The sequence below is a fragment of the Photorhabdus antumapuensis genome (genome assembly GCF_020387775.1).
Taxonomy (GTDB): Bacteria; Pseudomonadota; Gammaproteobacteria; order Enterobacterales; family Enterobacteriaceae; genus Photorhabdus; species Photorhabdus antumapuensis.
In genome coordinates this window covers 102,997-115,157 of the sequence record NZ_JAHZMK010000024.1, presented here as the reverse complement: position 1 = coordinate 115,157, position 12,161 = coordinate 102,997, and the positions used below count along the sequence as shown (strand labels likewise).

At 43.6% G+C, this 12,161-nt stretch carries 11 protein-coding genes; 6 read left to right on the top strand and 5 right to left on the bottom strand.

Annotated features, from left to right (window positions below; all coding sequences use genetic code 11):
• Positions 1-7 precede the first annotated feature (7 nt).
• From KZ793_RS10250 to KZ793_RS10225, 6 genes are all read left to right on the top strand, one after another.
• The gene (locus KZ793_RS10250) at positions 8-1,105 is read left to right on the top strand and encodes a Gfo/Idh/MocA family oxidoreductase (protein ID WP_225815243.1); all 1,098 of its coding nucleotides are present in this window, start codon (positions 8-10) and stop codon (positions 1,103-1,105) included.
• Positions 1,106-1,131: 26 nt separating this feature from the next.
• A complete protein-coding gene (locus tag KZ793_RS10245) occupies positions 1,132-1,908 on the top strand; it encodes a thioesterase II family protein (protein WP_397443599.1) in 777 nt (258 codons plus the stop codon).
• 35 nt (positions 1,909-1,943) lie between these two features.
• Positions 1,944-4,841: a salicylate synthase gene (locus KZ793_RS10240; protein WP_225815440.1), complete on the top strand. Its 2,898-nt coding sequence runs from the start codon at positions 1,944-1,946 to the stop codon at positions 4,839-4,841.
• Positions 4,842-5,034: 193 nt separating this feature from the next.
• Complete coding sequence (locus KZ793_RS10235; protein WP_225815241.1) at positions 5,035-6,201, top strand: cupin domain-containing protein; 1,167 nt, start codon at positions 5,035-5,037, stop codon at positions 6,199-6,201.
• 190 nt (positions 6,202-6,391) lie between these two features.
• Positions 6,392-6,550, top strand: coding sequence for a hypothetical protein (locus KZ793_RS10230; protein WP_225815240.1), 159 nt, complete (start codon positions 6,392-6,394; stop codon positions 6,548-6,550).
• 86 nt (positions 6,551-6,636) lie between these two features.
• Positions 6,637-7,260 carry a hypothetical protein gene (locus KZ793_RS10225; protein WP_225815239.1) on the top strand — a complete coding sequence of 208 codons (624 nt, stop codon included), beginning with the start codon at positions 6,637-6,639 and terminating at the stop codon, positions 7,258-7,260.
• Between the two features lie 226 nt (positions 7,261-7,486).
• Here the strand turns inward: KZ793_RS10225 and KZ793_RS10220 are convergent, their stop codons facing one another.
• From KZ793_RS10220 to KZ793_RS10200, 5 genes are all read right to left on the bottom strand, one after another.
• A complete protein-coding gene (locus tag KZ793_RS10220; protein ID WP_225815238.1) occupies positions 7,487-7,825 on the bottom strand; it encodes a helix-turn-helix domain-containing protein in 339 nt (112 codons plus the stop codon).
• Entirely contained in the window at positions 7,806-8,186 is a 381-nt protein-coding gene (locus tag KZ793_RS10215; protein WP_225815237.1) for a type II toxin-antitoxin system RelE/ParE family toxin, read from the bottom strand. Before KZ793_RS10215 ends, KZ793_RS10220 begins: the two co-directional genes overlap by 20 nt.
• A gap of 126 nt (positions 8,187-8,312) precedes the next feature.
• Positions 8,313-8,447, bottom strand: coding sequence for a DUF4113 domain-containing protein (locus tag KZ793_RS10210; RefSeq protein ID WP_317987454.1), 135 nt, complete (start codon positions 8,445-8,447; stop codon positions 8,313-8,315).
• A 259-nt stretch (positions 8,448-8,706) separates the two neighbouring features.
• Complete coding sequence (locus KZ793_RS10205) at positions 8,707-9,783, bottom strand: Txp40, insecticidal toxin (previously name A24tox) (protein WP_225815236.1); 1,077 nt, start codon at positions 9,781-9,783, stop codon at positions 8,707-8,709.
• A gap of 1,004 nt (positions 9,784-10,787) precedes the next feature.
• The gene (locus tag KZ793_RS10200) at positions 10,788-11,732 is read right to left on the bottom strand and encodes a phosphatidylinositol-specific phospholipase C (protein ID WP_225815235.1); all 945 of its coding nucleotides are present in this window, start codon (positions 11,730-11,732) and stop codon (positions 10,788-10,790) included.
• Positions 11,733-12,161: the final 429 nt, after the last annotated feature.

Genomic DNA, 12,161 nt, shown 5'->3' with positions numbered 1-12,161 from the left:
AGAACATATGATAAAGCCACGGCGGGTTCTGATTGTCGGTTCGAAATTTGGCGAATTATATCTTAATGCGTTTTTACAACCTCAGGCTGGTCTGGAATTAGCCGGTATTTTGGCACAGGGCAGTACTCGTTCGCGGCAACTTGCCTGTGATTTTAATGTGCCCCTATTCCGCTCACTGGATGAAGTACCAGAGGATATTGATATTGCCTGCGTGGTAATACGGGCGGAGGTTATTGGCGGCAAAGGCGATCAGCTTACTCAGGCACTCTTGGCTCGTGGAATTTCTGTCATTCAGGAACATCCCCTTGATGCCGAAGCCATTAAAAGACATCAATTAACCGCAAACAAACATGATGCAATATTTTGGGTAAATAGCTTTTATAGCCAATGTGATGCTGGAAGAAGTTGGTTACATGCGGCGCGGCAAATCAGTCACCTATCACAGCAACATCCGGTAAGTGGTTATTTGACAACCAGTCGCCAATTGCTATTTTCCGCACTCGATCTGTTGTTACAGGCATGTCACTGTCCAGAACAGATGGAGATAGTTTATGTCGGTCAGAGAAGCAATGCATTTCATTGCTTTGAACTTAGCTTTGCGGGGACAACAGTAACGTTAAACGTGCAATCCTATCTGGATCTGAGAGATCCCGATATGCACAATATGGTGATGCATAAAATGACGCTGATCTGGCCTGTCGGTTATCTTACGCAGGAAGCCAGTTACGGGCCGGTCATCTGGACCCCCGTCCTTCATGCACCTGATCATCTGAATAACGAACAAAGCCTCTACCTGAATGCCAGTCAGCCGGATGATAACTATCTGTACCAAGCAACATCACAAATTCTTTGTCCGGCAACCAAAAACTGGATGACAGCATTTGAATGTGATGGTGCTAAAGGTGTGGCATTTCTACTCAATACTTTGGGTGCTGTATTGAACGGAGCCCCCTGCCCATCTGCTTTTGCTTACGATTATCAACTGCGGTTGGCAGGTTTATGGCAACAAATTTTGCGCATTATGGGAGAACCTATTACTCAGGATTTATCGTCCCCTGTTTGGATTGAGCCAGCAAAATTGATGTTAACTAAGGAAGAATGTTGATGACGTGGGCACTCCCTACACACCCGATGATTCGTCCGTGCCTGACGACTCACGACAAACCTAAATACACGTTGTTAATCTGCCCCTTTGCCGGGGGCAGTACCAGTGCATTCCGGCACTGGCCCACACTGGAAAATTTAGATATAGCGGTTTCGCTGGTCATTTACCCCGGACGTGACAGCCGCATGGCGGAAAAGGCTGCCACCAGCATTGTGTCATTGGCGCAATCACTGTCTGACCTGATGGTGTCATTCACCCCCGCACAGAGAGAAAACCTGATACTTGTCGGTCACAGTATGGGGGCACAAGTTGCTTTTGAAACTTGCCAACGCCTTGAGCAACAAAACTGTTCACCCAAAGCGCTGGTACTTTCGGGGTGCCATGCACCTCATCTTCAATCTCGCCGCCAACTTAGTGGATTACCTGATCATGAATTTATTGAACAATTGACTGATATCGGCGGTTGTAGCCCGATTTTGCGAGAAGATCCCGGCTTGCTTGCGCTGTTCTTACCGATGCTACGGGCTGATTTTTTTGCTACAGAACATTATCACCGGTTCATTCAGACTGACGCTGTAAAACTGCAAACACCAACATTGCTGCTTTATGGCAGTGAAGACAAAGAGGCTTCTGCGATAGAAGTTCAACAGTGGCAGCAATGGCTGGCAGACGGAGAGCAACATCTTTCATATCGCTACAAGGAGGTTGTTGGCGACCATTTTTATATTACTCAAGAACCTGAGAATTTTATTCGTCACATTACGCAATTTATACAATATGTCTATTTACAGGAGTTCGCATAATGGCACCTTTTTCTATTCCAGGGAAAACACTTACTATGACGCCAGACTATCTTTGGAATGGCAAAACGCTGGACCAACAACTTGCCGGGTGGTCTGGTATTTGGGGCGATAAAACAGCATTGATCTATCAAGAACAACAACTAACTTACCGTGAATTGCACCAATCCGCAGAGAGATTGGCCAGCGGGTTATTTCGTCGTGGGATCCGTCGTGGGGATAACGTTATGGTACAACTGCCTAACTGTATCTCCTTTGTCGTTACCTGTTTTGCCTTGTTTAGGTTAGGTGCTCATCCGGTGTTATTAATGCCGACACAGCGGACGCATGATGTTCATGCCCTTTGCCAGATTGCCCGCCCGGTTGCTTACATTATCCCCGATTGCATCCATGATTTTGACTACCGAAAAATGGCACGAGAAATTGCGGTATCTTGCCCCGATCTAAAACACATCATTGTTGATGGAGAAGCGGAAGAATTTACCGCATTGGCATCTATTGATGATGAACCGGTAAATATTCCCGGTCCAAGTTATGGTGATATTGCCGTATTGCTGCTTTCGGGCGGAACAACCGGTACACCGAAATTAATTCCACGTACTCACGATGCTTATACCTATGATTTTGTGCTGTCAGCCCGTCTGTGTGCGGTAAATACAGAAAGTGTTTATCTAGCCGTACTGCCCGTGGCACATAACTTCACACTAGGAAGCCCCGGTATTTTGGGTACCCTTTCCCAGGGCGGAAGTGTCCTTCTGAGCGATACCGCCAGTTTTGATGAGACCATGCCGCTAATTGAGCAACACAAAGTGACCCATCTAGCATTAGTACCGGCTCTGGCTCGGCTCTGGGAACAGGCCCGCGACTGGGAACAAAGCGATCTTTCATCCCTACGTTGTTTGCAAGTGGGTGGTGGCAGGTTGACACCAGAACTAGCGGAACAAGTGATAGTACGCCTTGGGCCTTTGCAGCAGGTGTTTGGTACAGCGGAAGGATTACTTTGTTATACCCGGTTGGATGATCCCTACGAGGTCATCATTAATACCCAAGGGCGTCCGTTATCAGAAGAAGATGAGATCAAAATTGTTGATGCCAATTTGCAACCTGTGGCACCCGGTGAGGTAGGAGAGCTTATTACACGTGGTCCCTACACCATTATGGGATATTACCGTTCAGAGCTGCATAATACCGTGGCTTTTACCCCCGATGGGTTCTATCGTACCGGCGATCTCGTTCGTATGACCTCAGATGGCAACCTGATCGTTGAGGGCAGAATTAAAGAGCAGATTAACCGCAGTGGTGAGAAAATTTCGACCCAAGAAGTTGAGACCTTGTTGCTGCAACACCCTGACATTGATGATGCCGTTGTCATTTCTGTGCCTGATGAACTATTGGGTGAACGAACCTGCGCCTGTTTACCTAAGAATGGCAATCGACCAGAAACGATGCAGATAGAGGCATTTCTACAACAGAAAGGGGTTCAGCGCCATAAAATCCCTGATCAATGGTTGCTTGTCCCATATTGGCCACTCACCACCGTGGGAAAAATTGATAAACGCCGTTTGGTACAGATGGCACAAGCAGAACATGGCCGCCCAATGCGGCAATATCATGAACAAACTGTTGTTACTACCAGCACTCCATTAGATTTGATCACGCATTTGCTTTCAGATGACGAGTCACAACCTTATATGCTCTATGAAGTGAAAGGTGAATGGTCACTGGGGATAGGCTGTGCCGCGGCCATCAGTGCGGATGCGTCGGGGCAATTGATTGATCCACAAGGTAATCGTCATCCATACGATATCAGCACATTGAGCCAAAAACTTGAACAGGCGCTCAATGCCCTGCCCATTCAAGACTGGCGGGCCTATGGAAGAACTTTATTTGAATTCTCCCATATGACCTATGGGTTACCATTAGCACAACAAAACGAAGCGTTAATAAAAATCACTATTCCGCAGCATGAATTACGTATAACTCAAGGACAGGTTCTGATACGAACCCTCGAAGAGAGTCAGCTCGCCATATTGAGGGAGAAAATTAGACGGGCTGATCAATTAGGCCCACCTGTTTTCTCATGTACAGAAGATATGGAAATTATCAATACATCAGACGCGGCGAAACGTTATCAGGATAACGTCACCAATGCGGTTAAGGACATTGCCTCGGGTCACTACCAAAAAGTGATCCTGTCACGTCAGGTTGAACTTGGCTCGGATATTGACATGCCACACAGTTACTGGTTAGGCCGTCAGGCTAACACACCTGCCCGTTCCTTCTTCTTACGTGATGAAGATTTCTCTGTTTATGGTTTTAGCCCGGAAACCGTAGTTGAAGCGGATGGTTCAGGTTGGGTCAGCACGCAACCCTTGGCTGGAACCAGAGCATTGACACATGATAAAGATCAGGATCGACGGTTGAGAGCAGATTTGCTTTCTGACCCGAAAGAGATCTCCGAACACGCCGTTTCGGCTAAATTGGCATTAGAAGAGCTGGCGCCGATTTGTCAGGCTGACACACTTTGTGTGTCAGAGTTTATGGCGATTCGTGAACGGGGTTCAGTACAACATTTGGCATCTCGGGTAAAAGGATTACTACAAACAGACAAAAATCGTTGGGATGCGTTCATCGCCTTATTCCCGGCGGTAACCGCTTCGGGAATACCGAAGAAACCTTCTTTACAAGCAATTTCACGTTATGAAGGAGAACCACGCCGACTTTATAGCGGTTGTGTCATGTTATTGGATAGCTCAGGAAAACTGGATGCGGCGCTGGTATTACGTTCTCTCTATCAGTATCAAGGGCGCTGTTGGCTCCAGGCGGGCGCAGGGTTGGTCAGAGATTCAAAACCAGAAAGAGAATGGCAGGAAACCTGCGAAAAACTTGACTGCATTATGAAATACGTTCGCTCTTACTCCGGCCAAAAAGAGTAAAAGAATAATAACACTTCAGGGAAAATCAGAGTTACCTCTGGTTTTCCCTGGACGACTAATTTTCTACTATGCTTAAATAAGTCACTTCTAATTTTCCTTCCGTGACAATCATTAATTTAAAAAAATCAAATTGATAGATATTAGTTTGCAACTATTCTTGCTGGTATCTATTAATTCATTGGAGGCAATAGATATGTTCTCTCGTCGTGATATCTTGAAGGCATCTGCAATTGGCGCGGCTGCCGCTAGCATGGGCGGTATAATTAAAGCCGCTGTTGCTGATGAACAATACAATACAGTCACTGCTGGTAATAATAAACCGCCAATAAATGCCAAAAGTTTGTATAAATATAAATTCACCGATAGTAAAAAACGAATATTGGAAAATGGATGGGCACGGGAAGCCACGATAGAACAATTCCCGATATCCGCAGGGATTGCCGGTGTTGATATGTTACTTAAACCGGGTGGTGTCCGTGAACTTCATTGGCATGCTATTGCTGCTGAATGGGCATATATGCTGGAAGGTCATGCACGTATTACCATTATTGATCCGGAAGGTAAAAGTGAAGTAGCCGATTTTGGTCCCGGAGATATATGGTATTTTCCCAAAGGTCATGGTCATTCCATTCAGGCGCTTGAGGATGGAGCGCATTTTATTCTGACTTTTGATGACGGGCACTTCTCCGAATTTGGCACTTTCAGCATTACTGATTGGATAACGCATATGCCGAAAGAGGTGCTTGAGAAAAGTGTCAACATGCCGGCATCTGTTTTTTCTAACATTAAACAGGGTGAAGCTTACATCGTTGGTGGCGCTATCCCGCCAAAACTTCCTCTACCGGCTGACGATGGAGGATTGAACGATGCCCCACTTACCCATCGTTATGAACTCTTGAAAAATAAACCCTTCTTCGAGAACGACTCAGGGAGTATTTATCGGGCATCATCGAAGGAATTTCCCATTTCTACCACGATCACCGGTCTCATAGAAACGGTTAAACCTGGCGCAATACGTGAACTACATTGGCATCCTAATGCCAACGAGTGGCAATATTACATTTCAGGCAAAGGACGTATGACCGTGTTTAGTTCCCATGGACACGCACAAACCGCAAAATATGGACCAACCGATGTCGGTTACGTGCCACAGGGATTCGGTCACTATATCGAAAATATTGGTAATGATGATCTTCAAGTACTGGTTGTGCTAGATAACGGTATCTACCAAGATATCTCGCTCTCTGATTGGTTAGCTAAAACTCCGTCTTATTTGCTGGCGGATAACTTTAACAATAAGCCTTCCGATTGGGTGGACCGTCCTAAGGATAAATTAGTTATATCACGCCGTAGGACTTGATATATTACACCGTGGTGTATTGAAGAAACATTTAAATGATTGCCCCACGGTTTATTTACGCTCCCCTATTACTATTGAATTAACTAGTTGGAGAAATAATCCATTTGCATAGCAATATAACGCATTGCATTTAAGTTTGATTTATTAAGGATGCATTGCTTTACTTGATTACATTCGGCATACAAGTCATATGGATCTGTCCGCAGATGATGGCATTACTCTGGCGATGGTCGGCGCTGCAACGTCTTTAGCCAATGAAGAGAATCGCCATTCCATTACGCTCAAACCGACGAAAGAAGGGATTACCTTAGCCATGGTGGGCGCAGCCTCTGCGGCCTTGAAAAAGTAATCACAGGTGTTGCGTATGTGCATTCTCAATTCTGTACATACGCACACTTTTTTGCGAAGACGCGTTTTGCAGACAGGTCCGGGACGATGAACCCTACTTCTCAGCACTATCATTTAAAAGATGCGGATCACCAGCCTTTTCGAGTGCATATGATGGTGCCCGATACCCCATCATCTCCACTTTGCTGTGTGTTCTTGCATTCCGGTCACATGACGGCATTTGATGCCCCCGCCCGGGAAAATGAATTCTTCTCCACACTGCAACAGAATTTAGCAGCGCTTGGTATCGCGACCCTTGATTTTGATTTGCCTGATAAAATGCAAGCGGACGAAATCGCCTGCGCGACGGATATCCAAAAACGATATGAACGCTTCAATCAGGTGATTCAGGCCCCACTTTTTGAACCATTCAAGCGCAACTACTGTGTGATCGGGCTATCCTTAGGCGGACAAATCCTATTAAAGCTGCTTGAAGATTCAAATCATGCCCATGCCCATGCCCATTGCCGACAAGTTTTTTTACTCAGTACCGTGGTTGAACAACCCGTGTATGTCTATGCAAATCCCGATGCCATTCATCTGATTTATGGCAGCCGGGACTGCATTGCCTATTGCGATGAGGCAACCGAGACCGTCGAACAAGTCTGCGCCCCGGACACCTATTCAAAAGACAGCGCTGACTATGTGGTGACACGCAAATCAGGGGTTTGAGGAGCAACGGAACCATAAGTACTGATAAATGGTTAAATAGAATGGCTAAAAATAGCAATTCACGATGTAAGTTGGCTACCCAATTTTTGGCTATTTAAATTGACCGTTTAACGGTGTTTACTGCTCCATTGCTCCTGAAACCCCAATACTGAGAATAAATACCATGAAATAAGTCCATTGGTTTTCCCTCGGTTTGCCCCTATTTTCAAAGCAGGGGCATATGAGCTTACCCGCTATGTGTCAGGATTAAATGCCCGGTTTCGGCGGTGGTCGGCTTAACGGTGATCTCGATGTCGCAGCCCAGCCGGTTCAGACACTCCATCAGCTTACGCTCTGACAGGTTAGAAAAGTCGCCCCGGAACAGGTGGGATACCTTCGCCTGACTGATCCCCATACGTTCGCCGGCGGTGGTTTGTGTCAGCTCCAGTCGCTTGATAGATTTGATGATCTCAACGGCCAGGCCAGATTTGATTTTTTGTTTTTCGGCATCGGCAAACCCCAGGTCGGCAAACACGTTACCGGAGCTGATTTCAACCGCTACGCCATTAATGGTTTTCTCTTTCATTTTTCATTTCCTGGGCCATCACAGTGGCCACTTTCAGTCGATTGCGGATGATGTCCATATCTTCTTTCGGCGTCGCTATGCCGTGTTTACTCTTCTTTTGGAACGCATGCAGCACAAAGACCGCCTCGTCAAATTTCACCGTGTACACGGCCCGGTAGGTACCGCCTATATCATCCTCGACCACTTCAAGAACGCCGGCGCCGCCAAACCCTTTCATTACCTTCACCGCATCATGCTTTTCGCCACGCTGCGCAAAGTCCAGTGCAAAGCCAAAAAAGCGCTGCACGTCCTTCGGCAAATCCAGCAAATCTTTCTTGCTGCTGCCAATCCACACTAGCGGCTTTTCACCTTGTAGCCCCATCCTGATTATACCTTTTCTGATATGGTATAAATTCACTATACCATAAGTGGTATATTTCGCAACATCTTTGACAATCCTGTGATGCGACCGTGCAGCCTAACGAACAAACGCCGTCGGTATATCATGTCAGCGCGTTAAATAGGCCGGTGACAGCAGTTGCCGGCGCATCGCGAAAGCCGGCTTGATCCCTTCGCCGGCAAAGAACACCTGTGACCTTCCTTCCTTGTTAATTTTAACCTGAGAGCATAAATCTATGGTCACCCATAGATTTATGCTCTACTTAATAGAGTCACGGCTGGACTGGCGAATGGCAATGAGCTGTTTTATTAGTGAATTCGGTGACCGCCAGGACGGTCACCGCTAAGGAAAGGTATTATCACCATCTATACCCTTCATCTTTCAAGCTGCTGCTTTGTTGGCTGCACTCACTCACCCCGGTCACATAGTTATCTATGCTCCCGGGGATTCGTTCACTTACCGCCGCGCTGCAACTCGAAATCTATTAGGTATATAAATCAGGCTACACATTTTTATAATGGGTTCCAACACTTTGAATCTCGATTATTTTGTCAGGGTCATTTTTGATGAATGTCACCCTGTGTTCTTGGCTTAGCCTTATACTAAAGGAATCTCTACCTTTCAGTTTTTCGAAGTTACTTCCGTTTGCTGTACCAATATTTTTTGCTGCTGTAACTGGATCATTACCCTTTTGCACCTCTTTTATAAATGAGCTATATTTTTGTTTTGCGGCAGCATCCATATCAGCAAATCTATTCCCAGATTTATTCTTTCTCAGTTCTTGGAAACTAACTCTCCATTTAGACGATGTTGTTGGATTCAATGTAGACGTAGACGGTGCTGTTTGAGGCAATTTAGGCGGTTTTATTGGGCCGGCCGGATAACCTATTCTTCCATCAGGTAACTTCTGGGGTGGTCGAAAGAAAGGTTTAGAAAGTTTTTTTCTCGCAATATAATTTTCTAATGATTTAGTTTCTAGTCCACTGTAAAAACTTTTTGAAAAAATACTCTTTCCTAGTGATGTTGCAGCAGATAAGATAAATAAAAAATCAATTAATTTAAAAAATCTTGCAGCGTTTGATTGTTGATTTTCCTCCAGTGGGATTTCCTGTGAAGCGAAAAAATATAGTGCTAATAATTTATCTTCATCTAAATAATCACTTAATGGTTTATTTTCAAGGCTAGGAACATCCCAAATATTTTCAGGATGTTCACCTTCAAAATCCAGTTCGTTCTTGTAAAAACCATTTGCCATATCTTTAGCAATTTGCTCACCATTCTCATCTAATAGTGAAGATTCAAGATTAGACATATATTCTTGATAAATTCTATCCGCAGTATCTTTATTATTATAATAGTCATCTGGAAGTTGAGATATATTATGAATACCACTTACAGATAAAGCGTATGCTAATATTATTTTCTTAGCTCGATATTCAATTCCATGTGCCGCTGTATGACCTTCATCTGTTTGCATAAAGTTTAGTATACGTATTATATCTCCTGCTATTTGCTTTTCAATAGGTGGATATCCACTTCTATCATCAGGAGTTAATTGTACTCGTGTATTTTCAGTCATTATATTTTCCCATCATGTTGGTGTTTGTTGAAATAAATACTAATATAAATTGCAGCGTTGATTTCCGGTGTTGCCGTTTCTTGACTGCTTTAATTGAAGCATCAGGCTTATTTTCTCTCGATAATATCCTTAAGTATAAAGAATAGTTGTTTATATGATTGCTTGACATATAAGTAGCATAGCACCTCTATTGTGTCAAGCGCTGATAAATAACTTAATTTTGATTATATTATAGACATGAGTGATTCAATTTTAATTAAATTTTTGTAGCCAGAGCCAGTTTGTCAGGGCTCTTCCCGTGACAATAGCCACGAATGAAACAGAATGAGATCTATATATTTTTTTTGGGTGCTGCCGCCAATGATAAGCAAAAAAATAAAATTACTTGATGTGGTTTTTATGTTAAATAATTTAAGCGTTAGTAAATATTTTTCGATTTTTTATAATGGTGAGTTAATTTTGTAAATAAGATTTGCGTTTTTATATATTTATTAGTTATAGCTGGGCTCGACTGATAGGCGCAATTTTTTCAGAATGGCGGTCAGTTGCACTCATAGAGTTCGGAGAAGCTCAGGCCGATCACTATACAGAGGCACTCTGTCTGGAATATCAATATTCTGATTGCGTGCATCCTGCGTGGTCGCCATTAAGAATTTCCAGAACCGTTCCCAAAAGCTTAAGGAACGGGTGGCCAAAATCGAAAAGGAAATTGGTGCGAACAATTGAGATGATTGCACCAACCAGGCTCAGTGACCACAATCTAGACTAATGGGAGCGAAGCTGCAAAATACAACATTTGATTTTTTTAAACGGGTATTTGCAGCTTTACTCCCACTTTGCCCTCTACAGCACTTTTAAGGCTGTACTTAAACCTCAGTAATTGATGATTTTCCGTGTAGATATAAAAAACTATGGGTCACAGGTTGCTCTGGATCTGGGAATAGCTTCCATATTTAGTTCGATTGATACTTCAAAGTGCTCGGCCAGCCAAAAGCCCTGTGAACCTAGCTGGAACTTGAACAACCTGGCATTTTGTCGGAATTGCAACCTTCATAGAGTAGAGAAACCACATCGCCGTTATTCCATCTGCCAACAAAGTCCATTGCTACAATTCCGAGAGTTGGCTTATCGTAACCCGGGTGTTCAGGTTGGTAGGTATGAATAAGCCAATTCTTAAGGCTTTTGTACATGTAAAAAGCATAATCAAGAGTAAAATCAGGGCCACTGTATGCACTCGTGTTAGTCAGATATAGCGAATCCCCGCGCTCCTTCAACGCCTTTTCGAGATGAGCAATGACAAGATGATATTTTTCCTTCTTCCCAGGGTTATCATAGTGATCCTCAATATCCATTGATACCCAAGCAATCCCAGGCAACCCTTTATTCCTTGAGATGACAACAATCTTCCCTCTGACATCACCAAGCTTTGGAATTTGGCGGTCATCATGAAAGAGCGGAGAGTATTTGTCCTTATAATGCTTGAAAATAGCATTGAATAGTTCGTCTGGTTCCGTTGATTGCTCTTGCTTGATACTTATCAGAATCGTTTCTGATGGATTAGCTTTAAGAAAATTCTGACAGTCATTAACTACCTCATCGAATACGGTGTATTCATTGATGATCCCGTGATGCATTGCGAAAATCCACCTGTCCTCATAGCCATCAATGACAAATCCTCTATTATTCGTCTCTGCATGACATCGGATATCCAAATAGCGAATTCCTAGCTGTAATTGGTCCGATATTGATAAATCCTGGCATTTAGCAAGCCCAGATATGTTCCTGTGGGCACAACTTTCATGTGTTCCCGGAATGGTGATATGACTCAAAAGTCGATTATCATCATGCAATTGTCCCATCCAAGCATTAGGAGCCCACCCTGATAAAGAACGCTCGGTTTGATGGCTAATATTTAATTTCTCATCGGTATTATTGCTGTTATTATACATGTCCATTTCTCACTATATTAATTTAAGTTATCTTAATGTATGACATGGAGCCACATTATTATTCTCAAGTATAGCTATTATTCTGAATAAGTTGGAAGTTCACTAATAATAGACAATTAAGGCAGGCAATTATTGGGAAAATATATACCTAATAGATTTCGAGTTGCAGCGAGGCGGCAAGTGAACGAATCCCCAGGAGCATAGATAACTATGTGACTGGGGTGAGTGAAAGCAGCCAACAAAGCAGCAGCTTGAAAGATGAAGGGTATAGTGATTATATTATAAGGTTAATCATAATAGAATGAATAGACATTGCCGTTATTAAAATAATGACTAGAAATCATTTTCTCCTATTATACTTACAAATCAAAATGAACATATTGGATTTTTATTTTAATTATCTCAATCATTGTATATACCTAATAGATT

What these genes read in the sequence shown, in the direction of transcription:
- KZ793_RS10250 (WP_225815243.1), top strand. Translation starts at nt 8, where the DNA reads ATGATAAAGCCACGGCGGGTTCTGATTGTCGGTTCGAAATTTGGCGAA.
- KZ793_RS10245 (WP_397443599.1), top strand. Translation starts at nt 1,132, where the DNA reads ATGATTCGTCCGTGCCTGACGACTCACGACAAACCTAAATACACGTTG.
- KZ793_RS10240 (WP_225815440.1), top strand. Translation starts at nt 1,944, where the DNA reads ATGACGCCAGACTATCTTTGGAATGGCAAAACGCTGGACCAACAACTT.
- KZ793_RS10235 (WP_225815241.1), top strand. Translation starts at nt 5,035, where the DNA reads ATGTTCTCTCGTCGTGATATCTTGAAGGCATCTGCAATTGGCGCGGCT.
- KZ793_RS10230 (WP_225815240.1), top strand. Translation starts at nt 6,392, where the DNA reads ATGGATCTGTCCGCAGATGATGGCATTACTCTGGCGATGGTCGGCGCT.
- KZ793_RS10225 (WP_225815239.1), top strand. Translation starts at nt 6,637, where the DNA reads ATGAACCCTACTTCTCAGCACTATCATTTAAAAGATGCGGATCACCAG.
- KZ793_RS10220 (WP_225815238.1), bottom strand. Translation starts at nt 7,825, where the DNA reads ATGAAAGAGAAAACCATTAATGGCGTAGCGGTTGAAATCAGCTCCGGT.
- KZ793_RS10215 (WP_225815237.1), bottom strand. Translation starts at nt 8,186, where the DNA reads ATGGGGCTACAAGGTGAAAAGCCGCTAGTGTGGATTGGCAGCAGCAAG.
- KZ793_RS10205 (WP_225815236.1), bottom strand. Translation starts at nt 9,783, where the DNA reads ATGACTGAAAATACACGAGTACAATTAACTCCTGATGATAGAAGTGGA.
- KZ793_RS10200 (WP_225815235.1), bottom strand. Translation starts at nt 11,732, where the DNA reads ATGTATAATAACAGCAATAATACCGATGAGAAATTAAATATTAGCCAT.